Here is a 22513-nt window from a genome sequence, read left to right as displayed (position 1 = left end):
CTCCGTACAGCTCTGAAGCCCGCCGGAAACACTCGCGTAGCATGGCGAGGAATCGTCCGGTACCCCCCGCGGACTGGAACGGAAGGCCATCGCCGCGTGAACGCAACTCCACCCATCGAGGCCCAGGACCGCCCCGCCCGGCTGACCGTCGGCGTCGTCGGCGCGGGCCGTGTCGGGCCCGCCCTCGCCGCATCGCTGCAGCTCGCGGGGCATCGCCCGGTTGCCGTGTCGGGTGTCTCCGACGCCTCCGTACGGCGGGCCGCCGAGCTGCTGCCCGACGTCCCGCTGGTCACCCCCGCCGAGGTGCTCGCCCGCGCCGACCTGGTCCTGCTGACCGTCCCCGACGACGCACTCGCCGGCCTGGTGAGCGGGCTCGCGGAGACCGGCGCCGTGCGGCCGGGCCAGCTGCTGGTGCACACCTCCGGGCGCTACGGAACGGCGGTGCTGGACCCGGCGACCCGGGCCGGTGCGCTGCCGCTCGCCCTGCACCCCGCCATGACGTTCACCGGCACCTCCGTGGACGTCCAGCGGCTGGCCGGCTGCTCCTTCGGGGTGACCGCCCCCGACGAGCTGCGGATGGCCGCCGAGGCCCTGGTCATCGAGATGGGCGGGGAGCCCGAATGGATCGCGGAATCCGCCCGTCCGCTCTACCACGCGGCGCTCGCGATCGGCGCGAACCACCTGGTCACGCTCGTGGCCCAGTCGATGGAGCTGCTCCACGACGCGGGCGTGCGGGCCCCGCACCGGATGCTGGGCCCGCTGCTCGGCGCCGCGCTGGACAACGCGCTCAGGTCCGGCGACGCCGCGCTGACCGGGCCGGTCGCACGGGGTGACGCGGGCACCGTCGCCGCCCACGTCGCCGAGCTGCGCCGGCACGCGCCGCAGAGCGTCGCGGGGTACCTCGCCATGGCCCGTACGACCGCGGACCGGGCGCTGGCCCATGGTCTGCTGAAGCCGGAACTGGCCGAGGACCTGCTCGGCGTCCTCGCCGACGCCGGCGAGGGCCCCGGTCCCGACAACCCCGGCCGCGGCCCCGCCACCCCTGGACACGACCCGGACACCCCCGACCACGGCCCCGAAGGAGGCGACCGATGACCTCCGCGCCCATGAGTCCGACGCCGGCACCCCAGCCGTCCCCGGGACCGGACCCCGCCCCGGCCCACCCCGCCCCCCTGCTGCACACCGCCGCCGCGCTGCGCGACCTGCCGCGCCGTGGTGGCGCGCGCGCCGTCGTCATGACCATGGGGGCGCTGCACGAGGGCCATGCCACCTTGGTCCGCACCGCCCGGCGCCGGGTCGGGCAGGAGGGGCAGGTCGTCGTCACGGTCTTCGTGAACCCGCTGCAGTTCGGGGCGGGCGAGGACCTGGACCGCTACCCGCGGACCCTGGACGCGGACGTCGAGCTGGCCGTCGCGGCGGGCGCGGACGTCGTCTTCGCCCCGTCCGTCGAGGAGGTCTACCCCGGCGGGGAACCGCAGATCCGGATCGCCGCGGGCCCCATGGGCACCCGGCTGGAGGGCGCCAGCCGTCCCGGCCACTTCGACGGCGTGCTCACCGTCGTCGCCAAACTGCTGCATCTGACGGCGCCGGACATCGCGCTCTACGGCCAGAAGGACGCCCAGCAGCTCGCCGTCATCACGCGGATGGCCGCCGACCTGAACTTCCCCGTCGAGATCGTCGGCGTCCCCACGGTGCGCGAGGACGACGGCCTCGCCCTCTCCAGCCGCAACCGCTACCTGTCCACCCCGGAGCGGCGCACCGCGCTCGCGCTCTCCGCGGCCCTCTTCGCGGCCCGCGACCGGCTCACCGCCGAGGAGGCGCTGCGCGCCCGCGCCGCCTCCACCGGCCACCGCGCCCAGGACCGCTCAGCGGCGCTGGCCGCCCTGGGCGAGGACCGCGCCGCCGCCGACGCACACGCCGTCGCCTACGCCGCCGCTGGCCCTCCGCACGGCCCGTCCGTGGCGCGCGCCGCGGCCCGCGCGGTCCTGGAGGACGCCGCCCGCCTCGACCCGCCGCTCGCGCTCGACTACCTGGCGCTGGTCGACCCGTCGGACTTCACCGAGATCCCGGACGGCTACGAGGGCGAGGCGATCCTCGCGGTGGCCGCCAAGGTCGGCACCACGCGCCTCATCGACAACATCCGTCTCACATTCGGGGCTCCGCTCCCCGGTGCCGCCCCCGCCCGCCACGGCGCCACCGGCACCCGCGGGAAGACCCCGGCCCCCAGCACGTCCGGCACCCCCGGAACACCACCCACCGCCCCCCAAGGCCCCCTCGGAGCGACCCGATGACCGCCACCGGAACCGGCCCCGCCACCGGAACGGGCCCCGGCCCCGCAGCAGGCCCCGGCATACGCCTCAACGCCCCCGACCCCGGCTGGTCCATCGAGGCCGACGTCGTCGTCGTGGGCTCCGGAGTCGCCGGGCTGACCGCCGCCCTGCGCTGCGCCGCGGCCGGCCGCCGGACCGTCGTCGTCACCAAGGCCCGCCTGGACGACGGCTCCACCCGGTGGGCCCAGGGCGGCATAGCGGCGGCACTGGGCGACGGCGACACCCCGGAGCAGCACCTGGCCGACACCCTGGTCGCCGGCGCCGGACTGTGCGACGAGGCGGCCGTACGGACCCTGGTGACCGAAGGCCCGGACGCCGTCCACCGGCTGATCGCGGCCGGCGCGCGCTTCGACACCGCACCGGACAGCGACGAGATAGCGCTCACCCGTGAGGGCGGCCACCACCGCCGCCGCATCGCCCACGCCGGCGGCGACGCCACTGGAGCCGAGATCTCCCGCGCGCTGGTCGAGGCGGTCCGCGCCGCCGGACTGCGCACCATCGAGAACGCCCTCGTCCTCGACCTGCTCACGGACGCCGACGGCCGCACCTGCGGCGTCACCCTGCACGTCATGGGGGAGGGCCAGCACGACGGCGTGGGCGCCGTGCACGCCCCGGCGGTGGTGCTCGCCACCGGGGGCATGGGGCAGGTCTTCTCCGCGACCACCAACCCGGCGGTCTCCACCGGCGACGGGGTGGCCCTCGCGCTGCGTGCCGGCGCCGAGGTGTCGGACCTCGAATTCGTGCAATTCCACCCCACCGTCCTGTACTTGGGCCCGGAAGCCGAGGGCCAGCAGCCGCTGATCTCCGAGGCCGTACGGGGCGAGGGCGCGCACCTCGTCGACGCCGGCGGCACCCGCTTCATGGTCGGGCAGCACGAGCTGGCCGAACTGGCGCCGCGCGACATCGTCGCCAAGGCGATCATGCGCCGCGCGCAGGAACAGGGCGCCGAGCACATGTATCTGGACGGCCGGCACTTCGGCGCCCAGATGTGGGAGAGCAGGTTCCCGACCATCCTCGCCGCCTGCCGCAGCAACGGCATCGACCCGGTCACCGAACCGATACCGGTCGCCCCCGCCGCGCACTACGCCTCCGGCGGCGTACGCACCGACCTGCGCGGCCGCACCACGGTCCCCGGCCTCTACGCCTGCGGGGAGGTCGCCTGCACCGGCGTCCACGGTGCCAACCGGCTCGCCTCCAACTCCCTCCTGGAGGGCCTGGTCTTCGCGGAGCGGATCGCGGCGGACATCACCGCGCACCCGGTCCGCACGCCCGGCCCCGCCGTCACGCCGGACACTCCGCCCGCACCGCTGCTCGACCCCGCGGAGCGGATCACGATCCAGCGGGCCATGGCCGCCGGCGCCGGCGTGCTGCGGTCGGCGCAGAGCCTGGCGGAGGCGTACCGGGTCCTCACCCGGCTGCAGCGGGAGAGCGACGGCGGGCTCGTGATCGACGGCGCGGCCCCGGCCGACGCCGAGGAGCACAAGGCGGTCGAACCCGGCGTGGAGGCGTGGGAGACCACCAACCTCCTGCTCGTCGCCCGGGTGCTGGTGGCCGGCGCCCGCGCCCGCGAGGAGACCCGCGGCTGCCACTGGCGCGAGGACCACCCCGAGCGCGACGACGCCCACCGGCATCACTACATGGTCACCTACCACCCGCGCCGCACCGTGGCCATCAGCGGTATCTCGAACGGCGCCGACTTCCCCGCCACCCTTCCCGAAACGGAGCCGAACCCGTGAGCACGCCCGACGACCTCCCCCTCCTCCAGATCGGCCGTCCGGAGCAGAGCCCGGACAGCGGCGGCTGCGGCGACGCCTGCGGCTGCGGTTCCGGTGACGGGTACGAACTGAACCCGCTGGAGTGCGGGCTGGACCCCGACCTGGCGGCGCTCCTGGTGAACGCGGGCCTCGACCCCGTACAGGTCGAGGACATCGCCCATATGGCCATCGAGGAGGACCTCGACCAGGGCGTGGACGTCACGACCGTGGCCACCGTCCCCGAAGACGCCGTCGCCACCGCCGACTTCACGGCCCGCGAGGCCGGAACGGTCGCCGGGCTGCGCATCGCCGAGGCGGTGCTGTCCGTCGTGTGCACCGACGAGTTCGCGGTCGAGCGGCACGTCGAGGACGGTGACCGGGTCGAGGCCGGCACCAAGCTGCTGTCCGTCACCACGCGCACCCGCGACCTGCTCACCGCCGAGCGCAGCGCCCTGAACATCCTGTGCCGGCTGTCGGGCATCGCCACCGCGACCAGCAAGTGGGCCGACGTCCTCGAAGGCACCGGGGCCAAGGTCCGCGACACCCGTAAGACGACGCCGGGACTGCGCTCCCTGGAGAAGTTCGCGGTGCGCTGCGGCGGCGGCGTCAACCACCGGATGTCGCTGTCGGACGCGGCGCTGATCAAGGACAACCACGTGGTCGCGGCGGGCGGGGTGGCCGCGGCGTTCACCGCCGTACGGGAAGCCTTCCCCGGTGTGCCGATCGAGGTGGAGGTCGACCGGCTCGACCAGATCCCGCCGATCCTGGCCGAGGGCGTCGATCTGATCCTGCTCGACAACTTCACACCGCAGCAGACGAAGGAGGCCGTCGACCTGGTGGCGGGCCGCGCGATGCTGGAGTCCTCCGGGCGCCTCACCCTCGCCAACGCCCGCGCCTACGCCGACACCGGCGTCGACTACCTGGCCGTGGGCGCGCTGACCCACTCCGCCGCGATCCTCGACATCGGCCTCGACCTGCGCGAGGACGAGGCCGGCGCCGAGGCGGCCGCCCCGGACGCCGACCCGCGTGAGGGCCGCTGACCGCCATGCTGCTGACCATCGACGTGGGCAACACCCACACCGTTCTGGGCCTCTTCGACGGCGAGGAGATCGTCGAGCACTGGCGGATCTCCACCGACGCCCGCCGCACCGCCGACGAGCTCGCCGTCCTCCTGCAGGGCCTGATGGGCATGCACCCGCTGCTCGGCGACGACCTGGGCGACGGCATCGAGGGCATCTCCATCTGCTCCACCGTGCCCTCCGTCCTGCACGAGCTGCGCGAGGTCACCCGCCGCTACTACGGGGACGTGCCCGCCGTCCTGGTGGAGCCGGGCGTCAAGACGGGCGTGCCGATCCTGATGGACAACCCCAAGGAGGTCGGCGCCGACCGCATCATCAACGCCCTGGCGGCGGTCGAGCTCTACGGCGGTCCCGCGGTGGTCGTCGACTTCGGTACGGCCACCACCTTCGACGCGGTCAGTGCGCGCGGCGAGTACGTCGGCGGCGTGATCGCGCCGGGCATCGAGATCTCCGTGGACGCCCTCGGCGTCCGGGGCGCCCAGCTCCGCAAGATCGAACTGGCCCGGCCGCGCAGCGTCATCGGCAAGAACACCGTCGAGGCGATGCAGTCCGGCATCCTCTACGGCTTCGCGGGCCAGGTCGACGGCGTCGTCCAGCGGATGGCGCGGGAACTGGCCGAGGATCCGGACGAGGTGACCGTGATCGCCACCGGCGGGCTGGCCCCGATGGTGCTCGGCGAGTCCTCGGTGATCGACGCGCACGAGCCCTGGCTCACCCTCATCGGGCTGCGCCTGGTCTACGAGCGCAACATCGCCAGGTCGTAGCCGTACGCAGACCGCGGACCGGCGCGGTGGTGCGGCTCGCTGCCGCGCCACCATTCACGAATTAAGCGGCTTTTGTCGAAAACGGTCGTAAAGTCGCCACATGCCAATGCCAAACGGAACCCGCGGCGGCATGGCGTTCAGCGCCGATGAGTTGCGTGTGCTCCGTCGCGCCCTCGCCCATGCCCTCCAGACGGCGGACCCCTCCGCCCCGCCCGCCGCCCTCCGCCCGGAGCGGTCGCAGGACGTCCAGGAATGCCTCCGGCTGGCCGAGGCGGTCGACGAGGCGGTCCGCGAAGGCGGCCGGCTGCGCGCCTTCCTCCTCGCCGACCTCGACCGCTACCGCGACGCCCTGCCCGGCGCCGCCGCCGGCTACCTCGCGCGGCTGACGGAGGCGCTGGCGGCCGGCCACGTGCCCGGCCCCGACGACCTCGCCGCCCTGCGCTCGCTGCGCACCGGGCACCTCGGGCCGGACGGGCACGAGCGCCGCAGCGCCCTGCTGCGCCACTGCGAACAGCTGGCCGAACAATCCGTACGGGTCCGGCTCCGCGCGCTGCCAGGCGGCCGCTCAGGGGCCCGCAGCGGGCGCGAGCCGGGCCCCGCCCAGAAGCCGAAACCGGAGCGCAAGCCCGCGCCGCCGCCCGCACCGCGGCCGAACGCCCCCCGCCCGGACCGCCCGATCCCCACACCCGGCGAGGTCTTCCCGCCCCGCCGCAAGCCCGCCCCGCCCCCCGAGAACCGCACCGCCTGAGGGCTGCGTACCCTGGCTGGGTACTTTTGGATGCTTACGCCCTATGGGGAGGCCGTACGCCATGGATTACGTCGCAGCGCTGCTCCCGCCCGTGGTGATGGCCGTGGCCTTCACCGCCCTGATCGTGACGATCATCAAGAGCCAGGGCGGTGCGAACAAGTCCAAGGAGGACGCCGCCGTGGACGCCGCACTGGCCCGCGCCGAGTCCACCGGGGAGCCCACGGCGCACGGCGCCTGAACCACCCGCCGCCCTTGCGGCGGCCCCTGCGAACGCCACGGCCCGGGACCGGCATCCCGGGCCGCGCGCCTTTCTCCGGATTTCCCCGGCCCGGCACGACGAGACGGCACGACCGCCGCGAGATCAACGGGCATTCTGGACATCTCCCACTATTGTTCTTGTGTGCCGAGACCATTGGGTGATCTGGAAGACGCGGTCATGACGCGGGTCTGGGAGTGGAACCGCCCGGTCACCGTTCGAGAAGTCCTGGAAGATCTGCAGAAGGAACGGTCGATCGCCTACACCACGGTCATGACCGTATTGGACAACCTCCATCAGAAGGGCTGGGTGCGCCGCGAAGCAGAAGGCCGCGCCTATCGATATGAGGCGGTCTCCACTCGCGCCGCCTACGCCGCCGCACTGATGAACGAAGCATGGTCCGCCAGTGACAACCCCGCGGCCGCTCTTGTGGCCTTCTTCGGCATGATGTCGCCGGAACAGCGACATGCCCTGCGCGATGCCGTACGGATGGTGCAAGCCGACGAACCGGCCGAAGAGCCGGAAGCCGCAGAAGGCACGGAACAAGCGGCGGAACAGGCGCCACCGGCCGCGTCGGCCGAAGAAGGCGAAGCCCAAGCCGGTGCGGAAGCCGGATCCGCCGAAGGCGATGAACCCGGGGCGGGCGCCAAGGGCAAGGGGCGATAGCGTCCCGGCATGCCTCCGCATTCAAAAGGCCTCACCGTCCGCCGTGCCAGGACCAGCGATGTACCGGCCGTACGCCGTCTCATCGACGCCTACTCACGCGACGGGATCCTGCTCGACAAAGCCACTGTCACGCTTTACGAGGACATCCAGGAGTTCTGGGTGGCCGAGCGCGACGAAGACGCCGAGGTCGTCGGCTGCGGAGCACTCCACGTCATGTGGGAAGACCTGGCCGAAGTGCGCACTCTGGCCGTGGACCCGCAGCTCAAGGGCTCCGGCGTCGGCCACCACGTGCTCGACAAGCTGTTGCGCACCGCGAGCTGGCTCGGAGTGCGGCGCATTTTCTGTCTCACCTTCGAAGTCGAGTTCTTCAGCAAGCACGGCTTCGTGGAGATCGGCGAGGCTCCCGTAGACGGTGATGTCTACAGCGAGCTGCTGCGTTCCTATGACGAGGGCGTTGCCGAGTTCCTTGGCCTCGAACGAGTGAAGCCCAACACCCTGGGTAACAGCCGGATGCTTCTGCACCTGTGATGAGTGTTCTATGTCCGAATCGCTCCCCTATCTCATGGCTGCGGAAGCATGCGTTCCCCGGTCTGCGGGCAACTGAACCCTACCCAAGGGTTTGTGTTTTTCCCGGAAAAGCGGTTTGCTTTCCGTCGTAATCCGCATTCGATGAAAGGGAAACCGGTGGCACAGAAGGTTCAGGTTCTTCTTGTCGACGACCTCGACGGCGGCGAGGCCGAGGAGACGGTGACGTTCGCTCTCGACGGCAAGTCGTACGAGATCGACCTCTCGGACTCCAACGCGCAGAAGCTGCGTGAGTCGCTCGCGGAGTTCGTGAAGGCCGGTCGCCGCACTGGCGGGCGTTCCGCGGGCCGCGGCGGCAAGGCACGCGCGGCGTCTTCCGCCGGCAGCCAGGACACCGCGAAGATCCGCGCCTGGGCGAAGGAGAACGGCTACAACGTCAATGACCGCGGCCGTGTCCCCGCCGACATTCGCGAGGCATTCGAGAAGGCCAACGGCTGATCGCCGCACGCGCGGTCCGATTGGGCATTACGAGCACGCAACAACCGGGCACGGTGGCACTCCGTTGCCGCCGCGCTCACGAGCCGTACGAGGTCGGGGACGTCACCACTGTCCCCGATTCCTGCCCCGAACCCCGTGGAGGGCAGGGAATTCTCCGCCTCGTACCCCGGCCGGGGAGGTCGCACCCAACCCGCGGCCTCCCGCGAGCCGATTCCGCAGGGCAGTGACACCGATGACGCGCCCGTGGGGAACGCCGGCGCGGGCATCCGGTCTCCGGCCCCCCGCGCCGTGAGATCCGCCGCAAGGGGACCCCACTCGAGCCATTCCAGGATTCCCGGGAGTTCCTCGGCGCCGCCGGCCGCGATGAGCATGAGCAATTTCGGCCGATCACCCGGATGTTTCCCGCCGCGTCCGGCCCGCAGCAGCGCCACCGGGCCGGTGCGCGGCCACCGCCGCAATACGGCGCGGCCCGCGTCGGCCGGCATCTCCAGGACGTCGAAGCGCAGCCCCGTCAGCAGCTCGACGGGCTCGGATCCGGTGGTCGGCCAGCCCAGCTCGTCCTCGTACCACTGGCGGACTGCGGAAAGAGGGCTGCGGGGGCGCGGAAGCACGCGGGGCATGCCCGATGCAACTGCCCGAAACACCAGAAGTTACGCTGGGTTTACCTACGGACACTGTCCGTGTCTGCGGAAGGGGCGTGGCGGAGCATTCGGTGGCGTGCGGATGTTCGCCCGTAGCGGATGGAGGCGGGCCGCGCCGCATGGAGTGTCAGTGGCAGCGGGTAAGACAGTCTCAGTGGGAAGAGACGGTGTGACCGGCACACGAAGCGCTCCGGCCCGGCCGATGGCGGGATGCGGGCGGCGTGTCGGGGAGGGGCGCGTTCGCCACGGGCGTAGTGGCGGAGGGCGTATATGCCTGGCCTGCGGGAACATCGTCTCGCACCATCGAGTTGGAGCAGATGTCAGCTGTTCGGCAGTAAATTTCCCCGCCGGAGCGGGGGTGATCCGGACGGGTGTCGGCAGTTGGAATGAGCTGTCCCGCCCCGCGGGACTAGCATGCGGAAGGACAGGGAGGGGACCGACCCCTAACTGCCTGACCGCTCTGAGGAGCGATTAACGATGTTCGAGAGGTTCACCGACCGTGCGCGGCGGGTTGTCGTCCTGGCTCAGGAAGAAGCCCGGATGCTCAACCACAACTACATCGGCACCGAGCACATCCTCCTGGGCCTGATCCACGAGGGTGAGGGTGTCGCCGCTAAGGCCCTGGAGAGCCTCGGGATTTCGCTCGAGGCGGTCCGCCAGCAGGTGGAGGAGATCATCGGGCAGGGCCAGCAGGCTCCGTCCGGGCACATCCCCTTCACCCCCCGTGCCAAGAAGGTCCTGGAGCTTTCGCTCCGCGAGGCCCTCCAGCTCGGCCACAACTACATCGGCACCGAGCACATCCTGCTCGGCCTGATCCGCGAGGGCGAGGGCGTCGCAGCCCAGGTCCTGGTGAAGCTGGGCGCCGATCTCAACCGGGTGCGGCAGCAGGTCATCCAGCTGCTCTCCGGCTACCAGGGCAAGGAAGCCGCCACCGCCGGCGGCCCCGCCGAGGGCACGCCCTCGACGTCCCTCGTCCTGGACCAGTTCGGCCGCAACCTCACGCAGGCCGCTCGCGAGACCAAGCTCGACCCGGTCATCGGGCGCGAGAAGGAAATCGAGCGGGTCATGCAGGTGCTGTCGCGCCGCACGAAGAACAACCCGGTCCTCATCGGCGAGCCCGGCGTCGGCAAGACGGCGGTCGTCGAGGGCCTGGCCCAGGCCATCGTCAAGGGCGAGGTGCCCGAGACCCTCAAGGACAAGCACCTCTACACCCTCGACCTCGGTGCCCTGGTCGCCGGCTCCCGCTACAGGGGTGACTTCGAAGAGCGCCTGAAGAAGGTCCTCAAGGAGATCCGCACCCGCGGCGACATCATCCTGTTCATCGACGAGCTCCACACCCTGGTGGGTGCGGGCGCCGCCGAGGGCGCGATCGACGCCGCCAGCATCCTCAAGCCCATGCTGGCGCGAGGCGAGCTGCAGACCATCGGCGCCACCACGCTCGACGAGTACCGCAAGCACCTGGAGAAGGACGCCGCGCTGGAGCGCCGCTTCCAGCCCATCCAGGTCGCCGAGCCGTCGCTGCCGCACACCATCGAGATCCTCAAGGGCCTGCGGGACCGCTACGAGGCCCACCACCGCGTCTCCATCACGGACTCCGCGCTGGTCGCGGCGGCCACCCTCGCCGACCGCTACATCTCCGACCGCTTCCTGCCGGACAAGGCGATCGACCTGATCGACGAGGCCGGCTCCCGGATGCGGATCCGCCGGATGACCGCGCCGCCGGACCTGCGCGAATTCGACGAGAAGATCGCCGATGTGCGCCGGGAGAAGGAGTCCGCGATCGACTCGCAGGACTTCGAGATGGCCGCGGGCCTGCGCGACAAGGAGAAGCAGCTCCTGGCCGCGAAGGCGAAGCGGGAGAAGGAGTGGAAGGCCGGCGACATGGACGTCGTCGCCGAGGTGGACGAGGAGCTGATCGCCGAGGTCCTGGCCACGGCCACCGGCATCCCCGTCTTCAAGCTCACCGAGGAGGAGTCCTCGCGCCTGCTCCGCATGGAGGACGAGCTCCACAAGCGCGTCATCGGCCAGAAGGACGCCATCAAGGCGCTCTCCCAGGCCATCCGCCGTACCCGCGCCGGCCTGAAGGACCCCAAGCGTCCCGGCGGCTCGTTCATCTTCGCCGGCCCGTCCGGTGTCGGTAAGACCGAGCTGTCCAAGACGCTGGCGGAGTTCCTCTTCGGCGACGAGGACGCGCTCATCTCCCTCGACATGTCGGAGTTCAGCGAGAAGCACACGGTCTCGCGGCTGTTCGGCTCGCCTCCCGGCTACGTCGGCTACGAAGAGGGCGGCCAGCTCACCGAGAAGGTGCGCCGCAAGCCGTTCTCCGTCGTCCTCTTCGACGAGGTCGAGAAGGCCCACCCGGACATCTTCAACTCGCTGCTGCAGATCCTGGAGGACGGTCGCCTGACCGACTCCCAGGGCCGGGTCGTGGACTTCAAGAACACGGTCATCATCATGACGACCAACCTCGGCACCCGGGACATCTCCAAGGGCTTCAACCTCGGCTTCGCGGCCCAGGGCGACACCAAGTCCAGCTACGAGCGGATGAAGAACAAGGTCAACGAAGAGCTCAAGCAGCACTTCCGCCCCGAGTTCCTCAACCGCGTCGACGACACCGTCGTCTTCCACCAGCTGACCGAGGAAGACATCATCCAGATCGTCGACCTCATGATCGCCAAGGTGGACGAGCGGCTCAAGGACCGCGACATGGGCATCGAGCTCAGCGGCGAGGCCAAGTCGCTGCTGGCCAAGCGCGGGTACGACCCGGTGCTCGGCGCCCGTCCGCTGCGCCGCACGATCCAGCGCGAGATCGAGGACGCCCTCTCGGAGAAGATCCTCTTCGCCGAGCTGCGTCCGGGCCACATCGTGGTCGTCGATGTCGAGGGCGAGGGTGACACCGCCAAGTTCACCTTCCGCGGCGAGGAGAAGTCCGCACTTCCGGACGCCCCGCCGATCGAGTCCGCCACCGGCGGCTCGGGCCCGAACCTGAGCAAGGACGCCTGAGCGGATCACGCATAGCGCGTAAATCTCGCATACGGCACATATGACGCAAACGGGACTGCCCCGGAATCGCTTCGCACGATTCCGGGGCAGTCCCGTTTCGTGTGCGGTCGCCTTTTGTGGTGCGGAAAATGCGTCTCGGTATGTTTCCCGTGTTCTGCGTTCCGTGTTCCGCGTTCCCCGTTCCGGGGGCTATTTTCGGTCGAATGGGCCGAGAGTAGTCGGTCCGTGTTCGCGGCAACCGGCTACAGCCGGACAACGCGAATGCCGTCCGGAACGCCGTTCACCGGCGGAATACGGCGGCCGATCCGAAGCGTGTCGAGTTCCGGAAAGGCCGACAGCCACTCCATGGAGACACCCAGGTCATAGGCGAGCCACAGCCGGGTCAGCCCCCCGGCCGGCGCGATGCCCTCCACCAGCTGGTCAGGGGTGAAGAACCCGTCGATCCGCAGCTGCCCACGGCCGCCCAGCCGGCGCAGCGCATGCAGTTCCTCCAGGTCCGACACCGGGAAGTACAGCTCGGCCGGCTCCAGGTGCGCGATGATCTCGCGGGCGTAGCGGGCGGTGTCATAGCGGCGCCAGGCCCCGGCGAGCTGCGCCCGGATGTCGTGATGCGCCCGGTCGCGCAGCCCCGCCAGATAGTCGATGGCCATATCGTCCGCGATCGACGTGGCAGTGATCGCCAGCAGATACGCCTCACCGTCCGACGCCTGCGCGGGATCCGGCAGCATCTCCAGCACGATCGGCCCGATCCACCCCAGGGCGCGGGCCGCCGACGGGGTACTGGGACGCACCATGTCGCGGGTGAAACGCTGCACCCGCGCCCGCACCGCCGGGTCCAGCTCGGTGGCGTGCTCCAGGCACGCCGCCGCCAGCAGCTTGCGGTGCCGCGCCTCAGCCGCCCGTACGCCCGCATGCGGCGCGAGCAGCCCGTCCAGCAGGGCCGCGCACTCATCGGGCCGGGCCAGCGCCACGGCCATCCGTATGACGTCCTCCCAGTCGTCATGGTGCGCATGATCGAGCAGCAGCCCGAAGTCATGCCGCTGCACGGTGGCGCGGGCGGACAGATAGTCCTGGAACGTGCGGTGCACAAAGTCGACGGTGCCGGGCGTGGGCTCCCGCAGCAGCCCCGTCCGGTTCAGCAGATGCCGGAACACCTCCTGCGGGCCGCCCTGCCGGGCCGCGTCCGGAATCGCCGGCAGATACCGGGCGAGAGTGTCGATCGCCGTCGCCTGATCCATCTCGGAGCGGCCATTGACCAGCATCCAGTGGGCCAGCTTCTGCAGCAGCTGGATCTTGGGCTGCCGGGTCAGCTCGACACCGTCCGTGGCGACCATCGCCCGCTCCCGGTCGCGCCGCTCCAGCAGCATCGACAGCGCCGCGTCATACAGCTCCTTGCGGCCGTTGGGCAGATACCCCCGGCGATCGCGGTGCAGGGCGCACAGCAGCCCGCACATCAGCGGATTGGTCGCCAGCCGCCCCAGATCACGGGTGATGCGCACGGCATTGAGCAGCGTCCGCTCGTAATGCCCGAGCCGGTCCAGGTCGGCCGGGCTCTGCTGGGCCGCGGCACGGTGCCAGCGCTGGATGAACGCGGCGACGTCCTCCCGGCCCATCGGCGCCAGCGACACCTCGCTGAACCCCTCGGCGGCGAGCCAGCCACCGGGCACCGCCGACGGCCGGGACGTGACCACCCAGACGTTCCCCGGATACCGGGCGCTCCACTCGCCGAGCTTGCCGCGCAGCTGCTCGCGCTCCGCCTCCGGGGCCTCGTCGACCCCGTCGACCAGCAGCAGCGCCCGCCCCGCTGCCAGCACCCGCCGCACCCAGCCGTCCGGCGCCGCCCCGGCATCCCGATAGCCGACGGCGCTCAGAAACGTCCCCGGGGACGGCAGGCCCTCCCGCGCGAAGCGGCGCACGGGCAGCAGGAACGGGACCCGGCCGCGCAGCCCCGCCAGCGTGCCGGGCAGCTCGTCACGGGCGGTGGCCACGGCCAGCCACTGCAGCAGCGTCGTCTTGCCGGACCCCGCGACGCCGCGCACCAGGACCTGACGGCGGTCCGCAAGCGCCTGCTCGGCCGGAAGCGGCGGGTCGTCCTGGCCGGCGCCGTCCTGCCCGTCCTGGGGGCCGGGCTCGCACCGCAGCCCCAGATAGGCGGCGTCCAGCGGCCAGCTGTCCGGGGAGTGCGCGAGGTCGATACCGAAGATCGTGAGGTGGTTGTGGAGGGCGGCGGTGTCCTGGGCGTAGCGCGCCTCGAAGGCGGCGTCCCCGTCCGCGCCGCCCCTACGGTCCGCAGGCGGCCCGGCCGGGACGCCCGGACCGTCGACCAGCACGGCGAGGGTACGGGTCTGCTCCACGAGGGTGCGCGCGACCCACTCCGAGCGCCGGGTGAGGAAGTGCAGGATGTGCAGCGCCGCGGCGTCCACGAGCAGGCCGTGGACCAGCACGGCGTCGCCGGTCAGGGGCGCGGTGGCCCCCGGTGCGGCCGCGCACAGCCGGCGGGCGAACTCCGCGGGCAGCAGACGGGCCGCGTCCAGGTCGTCCATCTCGATGTCGGCGAGCGCACGCAGGGTGCGGGCCAGCGCGCCGGTGAGTCCCCGGTCCTCCTCGCCCGTCGCCAGCTCGACCAGCGCCGCCGCGACACCCACGAGCTCACGCTCCGTCAGGACCGGTTTCTCGCCGCCGAAGGAGACCAGGCGGGAGATGCGTACGGGCCGGTCGACCAGCTCGGCGGCCGGCCCGTCGGAGCGGAACAGCTTGCGGATCAACGGGTCGACGGCGCGCGGCGCCAGGCGGGCGGCGATGGCGGAGGGATCCATGGGCTTCCCGTAACTGCGGTGCGGGGGCGGGGCATTGAGGGGTCCGCCCACCACCCTAGGTGCGGGGACGCGGGAAGACGGTCAGTTTGATACGGGGAGGCAGGGGGTGGCCGCCGGGCGCGGGGCGGAGGTGGGAGAGGTAGACCTCTTCGAGGCCGGGCAGGGACGTCAAGGGGGGCAGGGGGAATTCGGCGTCGGTCATGCCGTAGAGCTGGAGCTTGCGGACGCCGGGGAAGGCCGGGAGCGCCGAGTCCAGAACGTGTCTCACGTGCGTTGCCGGGTGACGCGATGAGTTGAGGATGCTCAGCGTCTTCACTTGGGGAAGCCGGAGGCCGCGAGGTATGCGCAACGTGGCGTCCTCGTCCACCACGCCGAACGAAAACGCCTCTAGTTTGCTCAGTGAGGCCAGCGCCTGCCACTGGTCCTCGGCGAAGGCATCGGTGATGTGGTGCATTTGGATGCTGCGCAACTGGGGCCAAGGCGCCAGGTCGGTGAATTCGGCACCGATCGGCTGGCCGAGAGTCAGGTGGCTCAACGGGGCGGCTGCGGGGAGTGCGGCCAGACCTTCCGGCGGGAGTGCCGAGAAGAGGATCAATTCGCGTGTGTGACGCAGGAGGCTGAGTCCGTGCGGAGTACGCACATCTTTGCCGGGTGGTCCGGAAATAGCCAACGAGCGGACGCCACGGTCCGCGAGTGGAGCGACGCTTTCGACGGCGGGACAGTCCCAGAGCTGCAGCAACTCCAGTGCGGGGAACCCGTGGAGGAAGGCGAGGTCGGTGATCTCGGGGTTCCTCATGATGGACAGGCTCCTGACGGACTCGGGCCGCAGTGCGTCGAGTAATTCCTGTGCGGTGAACGGACCTTCCACGGAGACGCGGGGGCGACCAGCGAGTGCGGTGAGCGCGTGCAGTTCGGAACGGGAGGTGATGGTGACGGTCACATCGGTGCCGAGGTGCCGGATGACCTCCTGGGCGTACCGGTCCGTATCGAATCCAGACCACGCGGTCGCCAGCTGGTGCCCGGTTTTACGCGAGGGGTGATCCCGGAAGCGCTTCATCACCTCCAGTGCCGTATCCGAGCCGATGAGTGCGGCGGTCGCCACGACCTCCTGCGCCTCGTCGTCCTCCAGGCCGTCCGGGCCGGGCAGCAGCTCCAGGACAAGGGGCCCGACCTCCGCCAGCAGCTGCGACTCCTTGCGGCTGCGCGGCGGCAGAATCGCCCGGGCCCGCTCGTTGACCTCCTCCCGTACGCGCGGATCGAGCTCCGTGGCGTGCTCCAGGCAGGCCATGGCGAGGAGATGGACGCGCAGACGGGCGGCGTCGCTCCCCGCGCGGTCGCCGCGGGCGATCAACCCGCGTAAGAACTCCGCCCGTTCACGGGGCCGGGCGTGCGCCACCGCCATCCGGAGCACGTCCTCCCACTGGGAGTCCTCCGCATGCGCCACCAGCAGCCCGAAGTCCCCGTCCTCGACCGCCGCCTTGGCCCCCAGGTAGTCCTGGAACGTCCGGTGGACGAAGTCGACCGAGCCCGGCGCGGGCTCGCGCAGCAGCCCGCTGCGCAGCAGCAGATGCCGGAAGACGGCCTGCGCACCGCCCTGCTCCGCCGCCGCCGGAACCGCCGGCAGCGCATCGCCGATGATCCGCTCGGCCCGTTCCCGGTCCAGCTCCGTGCGGCCGTTGCGGATGAGCCAGTAGGCGAGCCGCTGCAGCAGCTGGATCTGCGGCTCGTCGCTCAGCTCGATGCCCGTGGGGGCGGCCATATCGCGTTCGCGGTCGCGGCGGGAGAGCAGCATCGACAGCGCCGCGTCGTACAACTCCTTGCGGCCGGTGGGCAGATAGCCGCGGCGGTCCCGGTGCAGTGCGCAGATCAGACCGCACATCAGGGGATTGGTGGCGAGCCGGGCGAGGTCCTGTTTGGTGTGCACGGCGGCCAGCAGGGACTGCTGGTAGGCGTCGAGGCGCCCGGTGTCCTCGGCGTCGCAGCGCGCCGCGTCGTGCCAGCGGCCGATGAACGCGGCGACCTCGGCGCGGCGCATCGGGGAGAGCGTCAGCTCGCCGAAGCCGTCGGCGGCCAGCCAGTCGTCGCGTACGGCGGAGGGGCGGGTGGTGACCAGCCACCGGTTGTCCGGGAACGCGTCGAGCAGATCGCGCAGCCAGCGGCGGGCCTGCTCGCGCTCCCGGTCGGGGATCTCGTCCAGGCCGTCGACGAGGAGGAGCGCCCGCCCGGAGGCCAGCACGCGGTCGGCCCAGCCACCGGGCTGCGACCCGGAGACGGGGCAGCCGACGGCGGCCAGGAAGCGGTCCGGGGTGGGCAGGGGCGCGCCGTCGCGGGTGAGGGTGCGCAGCGGGAGGACGAAGGGGACGCGGCCGTAGAGGTGGGGGAGGGGCGTGTCGGCGGGGGCCTTGGTGCAGGAGACGGCCAGCCACTGGACGAGGGTGCTCTTGCCGGAGCCGGCGATGCCGCGCAGCAGCACCCGGTCGCGGCCGGAAAGGGACTGGTCGGCGGGGACGGGAGCGGGCGCGCCGACCGGGTGGAGCTCGTCTTCGCCCCAGGGGCCGCCGAGGGGGTTCGCCTCGCGCCCGCCCGACGTCGTCGCCTCCAGGCTCATGTACGCCGCGTCCAGCGGCCAGCGGTCCGGGGAGTTGGCCAGGTCGATGCCGTAGATGGTGAGCCTGCTGTGCTTGCGCGCCACATAGGCGAGGTAGTCGCGCTCGAAGGCGGCGTCACAGGCCCGCTGCGAGGGATGCCGTTCGAGGAACGCGTCGATCGCCGTGATCAGGCTGTCCAGGCTGCGGCTCTGCTGGACGAGCGTGCGGGCCACGAAGGTCGAGCGCCGGCTGAAGAAGTGGACGATGTGCAGGCAGGCGGCGGCGAGCAGGGTGCCGTGCAGCAGCTCGGCGTCCCGGGACAGGCCGCGGACGGCGCCGGGGCTCGCCGTTTCCAGGCGCTCGGCGAGGGCGGTGGAGCCCAGGCGCACGGCCTGCACGTCGTCCATGTCGAGCTCACCGAGGCCATACAGCGTGGTGGCCAGCGCCTCGGCCACGGCCCGCTGCTCGTCCTCGGGCACCGGAGGCTCGCCGGGACCGGCTGCCCGTACCGCGCGGTCCACCAGCTCCGCGGCGAGCTTGCGCAGGTCCTTCCCGGACAGCGTGCGCTGCTCGCCCTTGAAGGACACCAGCGCGGATATCCGTACCGGCGCCGCCGTCAGCCCGGCGCCCGGGGCCTCCTTGACGAAGAGCTTTCTGACGAGCGGTGCGATCACGCCCGAGGCGAGCCGCATGCCCACTGCTGACGGGTCCATCGCGCGGTCCGCCCTCCCCCGTGGCCGATCATGCCGTGGCGCCGATATTAGCCCGCAATGGTGTGGCGGCGGTCACGGAATTCGACGTTCCGCCGCCTTCCGAAAGGGGCGCCGAGGGGTGCCGGGTAACCCACGTCACAAATGCCCGAGTAACCCGCGTCACAAAGAAAAGGAATTCGATCACGCCTCGGCGTGACATGACGCACAGGCGATTCAGGGCCTACTAAAGGAATTAGGGGGAGCGGGGCCCGGGGATGCGGGGGTTTCGGGGAGCCGAGGCGCGGGGTGCGGCCGGACGAGGGGGCGGGCCGCGCACCACCTGTGCAACGTAAGGGTAAAGCGCCTGATCAGAGCCGGTGTAAGGCGGACGAGGCGTGCCCGAATTGAGCTTGTTTGGCGTGGTTCGTTCGCACGTTCGGTGGTGGCGCAAGGGCCTGTTTCACTCGCTCCCCAATACGGGGCGGGTTAGTAGAAAGGCCCCTTGGCGGGATGGTTCGGGCGGGTTACCAAGGAATGGCGAACCCGGTCCGCAGCCGGGCAAACCAATCAAATTCCGGAGGGTAAACCCGCATGCCGAAGTTCACCGCCATACGTAATTCGAAGAAGTCTGCCGTGCGTAACCGCGTCGCCGTTGTCGCCGCCGGTCTCGGTGTGACCGCCGCACTCGGCGCCGGTGTCGCCTCCGCCGCCGACGGCGGCCTGCTGAGCCTCACCTCGGGCGTCGGCAAGACCGTCTCCGCGCAGGCCGACGCGCAGGCCAAGGCCGCCACCGACGCCAAGGCCAAGAAGGCCGCCGCGGCCAAGGCCAAGAAGGCCGCGGCCAAGAAGGCCAACGCCTGGGCCAAGCCGGTCGACAAGTACATCCTGGGCTCGACCTACGGCCTGGCCGGCAACCGCTGGTCGCACAACCACAGCGGTCAGGACTTCGTCGTGCCGACCGGCACCGCCGTGAAGTCCGTCTTCAAGGGCACCGTCGTCAAGGCCGGCCCCTACGGCGGCGGCGACGGCCCGGCGTACGGCAACGCCATCGTGGTCCGCCACGACAACGGCATGTACAGCCAGTACGCCCACCTGTCATCGATCCAGGTCCAGCCCGGTCAGCGGGTCGGCACCGGCCAGCAGATCGGCCTGTCCGGCAGCACCGGCAACTCGACCGGCCCCCACCTGCACTTCGAGGTCCGTACCGGCCCCAACTACGGGACGGGCATCGAGCCGACCGGATTCCTGCGGGCTCACGGCGCTTCCGTCTGAGCTGAGTCCGGCCGGACTGGCCGGCGGTTCGGCGGGTTTGCCGCCGTGACCAGTTCTGTGGCGACCTCGAGGATGGCCCTGCGCTTCTCCTCGGGGTCGCCTTCGACGTTCTGCATCGCGAACATGCCCGCGTGCATCGAGAACAGCGCCGTGATGCAGCGCACCTGATCGGCCAGCTCGGAGTCGGGCTCCTTGAGCAGGCCGAAGAGGGTCAGCATCCGCTCCTTGAAGGTCTCGCCGATGCTCAGGTCGCGCACCGCGGCCTGGTTCTCCTGCATGAAGCGGAAGAGGGGCTCGGCCGAGCGCAGCGCCTCGCTGTAGCGGCGCAGCACCTCCTGCTTGGTCTCCAGCGTCCGCGGCTGCTCCTCGGCCCAGACGATCAGCTCGTCACAGGGCTTGGCCAGGTCCTGGAACAGGCTGATGACGATGTCTTCCTTGGTCTTGAAGTGGTAGTACAGCGCCGCCTTGGTGACCTCGAGCTTCTCGGCGATCTCGCGCAGCGAGGTCTTGTCGTAGCCCTGCTCGGAGAACAGCTCCAGAGCGACGTCCTGAATGCGCTGGCGGGTGTTTCCCCTGCGCGCGTGCGGTGTGCTCATGGTGCTTCTCCTGCGTTGTCGGTGCCGGTCAGAGCGCTGACCAGGTCGTGCCAAAGGAACTTACTTGACGCCCGGCTAGTACGCCGCCTACCTTCATCACTGTACTGAACTAGCCGGGCGGCAAGTAAGTAGGAGTGAGTGATGGGGAAGTCGCAGTCTGCGACCCCGACGGGGGACGGACAACAGGAAACGGCGGCGCCGATACCGGACACCGCGCAGAGTACGGGCCCGGGCAGACAGCCGGCGAGCGTGCGGATGGTGCTCTTCGCGCTGATGATCGCGATGCTGCTCGCCATGCTCGACAACATGATCGTCGGCACCGCCATGCCGACCATCGTCGGCGAACTCGGCGGCATCAACCACCTGTCCTGGGTGGTCACCGCCTACACCCTCGCCACCGCCGCCTCCACGCCCATCTGGGGCAAGCTCGGCGACATGTACGGACGCAAGGGCGTCTTCCTCACCTCCATAGTGATCTTCCTGATCGGCTCGGCGCTCTCCGGCATGGCCCAGGACATGGGCCAGCTGATCGGCTTCCGCGCCGTCCAGGGCCTGGGCGCGGGCGGCCTCATGGTCGGCGTCATGGCGATCATCGGCGACCTGATTCCGCCGCGGGAACGCGGCAAGTACCAGGGCCTGATGGCCGGCGTCATGGCCGTCGCGATGATCGGCGGACCCCTGGTCGGCGGCACCATCACCGACCACCTCGGCTGGCGCTGGAGCTTCTACATCAACCTGCCGCTCGGCGCGATCGCCCTGATCATGGTGACCGCCGTACTGCACCTGCCCAAGAAGCGCTCGCAGACCCGCATCGACTACGTCGGCGCCGCGCTGCTCACCGTCGGCATCACCGCACTCGTCCTCATCACCACCTGGGGCGGCACCGAGTACGCCTGGCTGTCCAGCCAGATCATCGGCCTCGCCGTCCTCGGCGTGCTCGCGCTGATCGCCTTCGTACTCGTCGAGCGCAAGGTCAGCGAGCCGGTGCTGCCGCTGCACATCTTCCGCAACGGCAACTTCTCGCTCGTCACGCTCATCGGCTTCCTCGTCGGCTTCGTGATGTTCGGAGCGATGACGTTCCTGCCGCTGTTCCAGCAGACCGTGCAGGGCGCCTCGGCCACCAACTCCGGCCTGCTGCTGCTGCCGATGCTGCTCGCCATGATGGCCGTCTCGCTGTTCGCCGGCCGGGTCACCACGGCCAGCGGCAAGTACAAGGTCTTCGTCGTCGTCGGCGGCGGCCTGATCACCGCGGGCCTGGCCCTGCTGTCCCTCATGGACACCGGGACCACGCGCTTCACCTCAGGCGTCTACATGGCGGTGCTCGGCGCCGGCATGGGCTTCCTGATGCAGACCACGATGCTGATCGCGCAGAACAGCGTCGAGATGAAGGACATGGGCGTCGGCTCCTCGTCCGCCACCCTCTTCCGCACGATCGGCGGCTCCTTCGGCGTCGCGATCTTCGGCGCGATCTTCACCCACCAGGTGCAGTCCACGATGGTCGAGCGGCTCGGCAAGGCCGGCGAGAAGGCAACCAGCGGCGGCGCCCAGATGGACCCGAAGGGCCTCGCACAACTCCCGCCGATGATCAAGGACGCCTACACGCACGCGGTCGCCACCGGCACCCACCACGTCTTCGTGTGGGGCGCCGCCGTCAGCGTCATCGGCTTCGCCGCCGCCTGGTTCCTCAAGGAGGTCCCCCTGCGCGGCGGCCCCACCAAGCCGGCCGCCGAAGCGGCGGGGGCTTCGACGGGGCGGGTGGCGGAGCCGGTCTGACCTTCCGCTGCGCTTGGCTTGGCACGTTTTCGGCTGGCCCGCCGTGGGGGTTGCGCTTGTTGCGCCTGCGGCGGGCTGTGCCGCTGCGCGGGGCTTTTCGGGGTGCGGTGGCGGTCCTCCGGGGCAGGGGTGTGGGACTGCTTCGCTTTACGTCCCACACCCCTACCCCTCCGGCCCGCCCCCTCCCGTTGTGGGGTGGGAGAAACCTCGTGGGGGCTTGCCTTGGTGGTCGCCTGACGGTCGCTTCTCGGGGCCCGGAGGCTTCGCCCCCGGTTAGTGGGCCCTACCCCTGCCGCAACGGTGATCGGCCACGACGGCGAGGGTCCGGCAGCATCAACGACGGCAGAAAGAATTCCCACCCACCCACGGGAGGGGGCGGGCCGGAGGGGCAGGGTGTCCGGACGTAAAGCGAAGCAGCCCTGTTCCGAGGCGGCCGACCCCTTTTCCCAGTTTTTTCGGTTTTGCCGGTTTCCCCGGTTCTTCCGGTTTCCGCGGTTCTTCCGGATCGCCGG

General features: G+C 70.9%; 17 protein-coding genes. 13 read left to right on the top strand and 4 right to left on the bottom strand.

Annotation, left to right across the window (positions count from 1 at the left end):
• Positions 1–96: 96 nt before the first annotated feature.
• The 10 genes from ACWD6P_RS27285 (at position 97) to ACWD6P_RS27240 (ending at position 8620) form a co-directional block, all read left to right on the top strand.
• Complete coding sequence (locus ACWD6P_RS27285; protein ID WP_451446808.1) at positions 97–1095, top strand: Rossmann-like and DUF2520 domain-containing protein; 999 nt, start codon at positions 97–99, stop codon at positions 1093–1095.
• Positions 1092–2291: a pantoate--beta-alanine ligase gene (panC, locus tag ACWD6P_RS27280; RefSeq protein WP_451446807.1), complete on the top strand. Its 1200-nt coding sequence runs from the start codon at positions 1092–1094 to the stop codon at positions 2289–2291. Before ACWD6P_RS27285 ends, panC begins: the two co-directional genes overlap by 4 nt.
• Positions 2288–4066: an L-aspartate oxidase gene (locus ACWD6P_RS27275; RefSeq protein WP_451446806.1), complete on the top strand. Its 1779-nt coding sequence runs from the start codon at positions 2288–2290 to the stop codon at positions 4064–4066. Before panC ends, ACWD6P_RS27275 begins: the two co-directional genes overlap by 4 nt.
• Positions 4063–5124 (top strand): carboxylating nicotinate-nucleotide diphosphorylase, encoded by a 1062-nt coding sequence (gene nadC, locus ACWD6P_RS27270; RefSeq protein ID WP_451446805.1) that lies wholly within the window; start codon positions 4063–4065, stop codon positions 5122–5124. Before ACWD6P_RS27275 ends, nadC begins: the two co-directional genes overlap by 4 nt.
• A 5-nt stretch (positions 5125–5129) precedes the next feature.
• Positions 5130–5927 carry a type III pantothenate kinase gene (locus ACWD6P_RS27265; protein WP_451446804.1) on the top strand — a complete coding sequence of 266 codons (798 nt, stop codon included), beginning with the start codon at positions 5130–5132 and terminating at the stop codon, positions 5925–5927.
• 100 nt (positions 5928–6027) lie between these two features.
• The gene (locus ACWD6P_RS27260) at positions 6028–6675 is read left to right on the top strand and encodes a hypothetical protein (RefSeq protein ID WP_451446803.1); all 648 of its coding nucleotides are present in this window, start codon (positions 6028–6030) and stop codon (positions 6673–6675) included.
• A 61-nt stretch (positions 6676–6736) separates the two neighbouring features.
• Positions 6737–6913, top strand: a complete 177-nt coding sequence (locus ACWD6P_RS27255) for a hypothetical protein (RefSeq protein WP_451446802.1) — start codon at positions 6737–6739, stop codon at positions 6911–6913.
• Between the two features lie 198 nt (positions 6914–7111).
• Positions 7112–7597: a BlaI/MecI/CopY family transcriptional regulator gene (locus ACWD6P_RS27250; RefSeq protein ID WP_451446833.1), complete on the top strand. Its 486-nt coding sequence runs from the start codon at positions 7112–7114 to the stop codon at positions 7595–7597.
• Positions 7598–7606: 9 nt separating this feature from the next.
• Positions 7607–8125: an amino-acid N-acetyltransferase gene (locus ACWD6P_RS27245; RefSeq protein WP_451446801.1), complete on the top strand. Its 519-nt coding sequence runs from the start codon at positions 7607–7609 to the stop codon at positions 8123–8125.
• A 156-nt stretch (positions 8126–8281) separates the two neighbouring features.
• Positions 8282–8620, top strand: a complete 339-nt coding sequence (locus tag ACWD6P_RS27240; protein WP_451446832.1) for a histone-like nucleoid-structuring protein Lsr2 — start codon at positions 8282–8284, stop codon at positions 8618–8620.
• Here the strand turns inward: ACWD6P_RS27240 and ACWD6P_RS27235 are convergent.
• The gene (locus ACWD6P_RS27235) at positions 8551–9240 is read right to left on the bottom strand and encodes an SCO3374 family protein (RefSeq protein ID WP_451446800.1); all 690 of its coding nucleotides are present in this window, start codon (positions 9238–9240) and stop codon (positions 8551–8553) included. The genes ACWD6P_RS27240 and ACWD6P_RS27235 overlap by 70 nt on opposite strands.
• Positions 9241–9738: 498 nt before the next feature.
• On the opposite strand from ACWD6P_RS27235, the gene ACWD6P_RS27230 reads away from it, so the two are divergent.
• Positions 9739–12264 (top strand): ATP-dependent Clp protease ATP-binding subunit, encoded by a 2526-nt coding sequence (locus tag ACWD6P_RS27230; protein ID WP_451446799.1) that lies wholly within the window; start codon positions 9739–9741, stop codon positions 12262–12264.
• A 242-nt stretch (positions 12265–12506) separates the two neighbouring features.
• Here ACWD6P_RS27230 and ACWD6P_RS27225 read toward each other — a convergent pair whose 3' ends face one another.
• Together ACWD6P_RS27225 and ACWD6P_RS27220 are read right to left on the bottom strand one after the other, a co-directional pair.
• On the bottom strand, positions 12507–15080 hold the full coding sequence (locus ACWD6P_RS27225) for an NACHT domain-containing protein (protein ID WP_451446798.1): 2574 nt from the start codon (positions 15078–15080) through the stop codon (positions 12507–12509).
• Positions 15081–15135: 55 nt separating this feature from the next.
• Positions 15136–18381 carry an NACHT domain-containing protein gene (locus tag ACWD6P_RS27220; RefSeq protein WP_451446797.1) on the bottom strand — a complete coding sequence of 1082 codons (3246 nt, stop codon included), beginning with the start codon at positions 18379–18381 and terminating at the stop codon, positions 15136–15138.
• 570 nt (positions 18382–18951) lie between these two features.
• Between ACWD6P_RS27220 and ACWD6P_RS27215 the strand changes: the two genes are divergently transcribed.
• Complete coding sequence (locus ACWD6P_RS27215) at positions 18952–19632, top strand: M23 family metallopeptidase (RefSeq protein ID WP_451446796.1); 681 nt, start codon at positions 18952–18954, stop codon at positions 19630–19632.
• Here the strand turns inward: ACWD6P_RS27215 and ACWD6P_RS27210 are convergent.
• On the bottom strand, positions 19614–20228 hold the full coding sequence (locus ACWD6P_RS27210; RefSeq protein WP_451446795.1) for a TetR/AcrR family transcriptional regulator: 615 nt from the start codon (positions 20226–20228) through the stop codon (positions 19614–19616). The genes ACWD6P_RS27215 and ACWD6P_RS27210 overlap by 19 nt on opposite strands.
• A 141-nt stretch (positions 20229–20369) precedes the next feature.
• On the opposite strand from ACWD6P_RS27210, the gene ACWD6P_RS27205 reads away from it, so the two are divergent.
• On the top strand, positions 20370–22001 hold the full coding sequence (locus tag ACWD6P_RS27205; protein ID WP_451446794.1) for an MDR family MFS transporter: 1632 nt from the start codon (positions 20370–20372) through the stop codon (positions 21999–22001).
• The last annotated feature ends 512 nt before the right edge of the window (positions 22002–22513 follow it).

The organism is Streptomyces sp. NPDC002446, from assembly GCF_053595675.1.
This window is presented reverse-complemented; position numbering and strand designations above follow the sequence as displayed.

Bases quoted from the DNA above. Each gene is read 5' to 3' on its own strand.
- ACWD6P_RS27230 (WP_451446799.1), top strand. From the start codon at position 9,739: ATGTTCGAGAGGTTCACCGACCGTGCGCGGCGGGTTGTCGTCCTGGCT.
- panC (WP_451446807.1), top strand. From the start codon at position 1,092: ATGACCTCCGCGCCCATGAGTCCGACGCCGGCACCCCAGCCGTCCCCG.
- ACWD6P_RS27260 (WP_451446803.1), top strand. From the start codon at position 6,028: ATGCCAATGCCAAACGGAACCCGCGGCGGCATGGCGTTCAGCGCCGAT.
- ACWD6P_RS27220 (WP_451446797.1), bottom strand. From the start codon at position 18,381: ATGGACCCGTCAGCAGTGGGCATGCGGCTCGCCTCGGGCGTGATCGCA.
- ACWD6P_RS27275 (WP_451446806.1), top strand. From the start codon at position 2,288: ATGACCGCCACCGGAACCGGCCCCGCCACCGGAACGGGCCCCGGCCCC.
- ACWD6P_RS27255 (WP_451446802.1), top strand. From the start codon at position 6,737: ATGGATTACGTCGCAGCGCTGCTCCCGCCCGTGGTGATGGCCGTGGCC.
- ACWD6P_RS27225 (WP_451446798.1), bottom strand. From the start codon at position 15,080: ATGGATCCCTCCGCCATCGCCGCCCGCCTGGCGCCGCGCGCCGTCGAC.
- ACWD6P_RS27245 (WP_451446801.1), top strand. From the start codon at position 7,607: ATGCCTCCGCATTCAAAAGGCCTCACCGTCCGCCGTGCCAGGACCAGC.
- ACWD6P_RS27250 (WP_451446833.1), top strand. From the start codon at position 7,112: ATGACGCGGGTCTGGGAGTGGAACCGCCCGGTCACCGTTCGAGAAGTC.
- ACWD6P_RS27265 (WP_451446804.1), top strand. From the start codon at position 5,130: ATGCTGCTGACCATCGACGTGGGCAACACCCACACCGTTCTGGGCCTC.
- ACWD6P_RS27205 (WP_451446794.1), top strand. From the start codon at position 20,370: ATGGGGAAGTCGCAGTCTGCGACCCCGACGGGGGACGGACAACAGGAA.
- ACWD6P_RS27235 (WP_451446800.1), bottom strand. From the start codon at position 9,240: ATGCCCCGCGTGCTTCCGCGCCCCCGCAGCCCTCTTTCCGCAGTCCGC.
- ACWD6P_RS27215 (WP_451446796.1), top strand. From the start codon at position 18,952: ATGCCGAAGTTCACCGCCATACGTAATTCGAAGAAGTCTGCCGTGCGT.
- ACWD6P_RS27210 (WP_451446795.1), bottom strand. From the start codon at position 20,228: ATGAGCACACCGCACGCGCGCAGGGGAAACACCCGCCAGCGCATTCAG.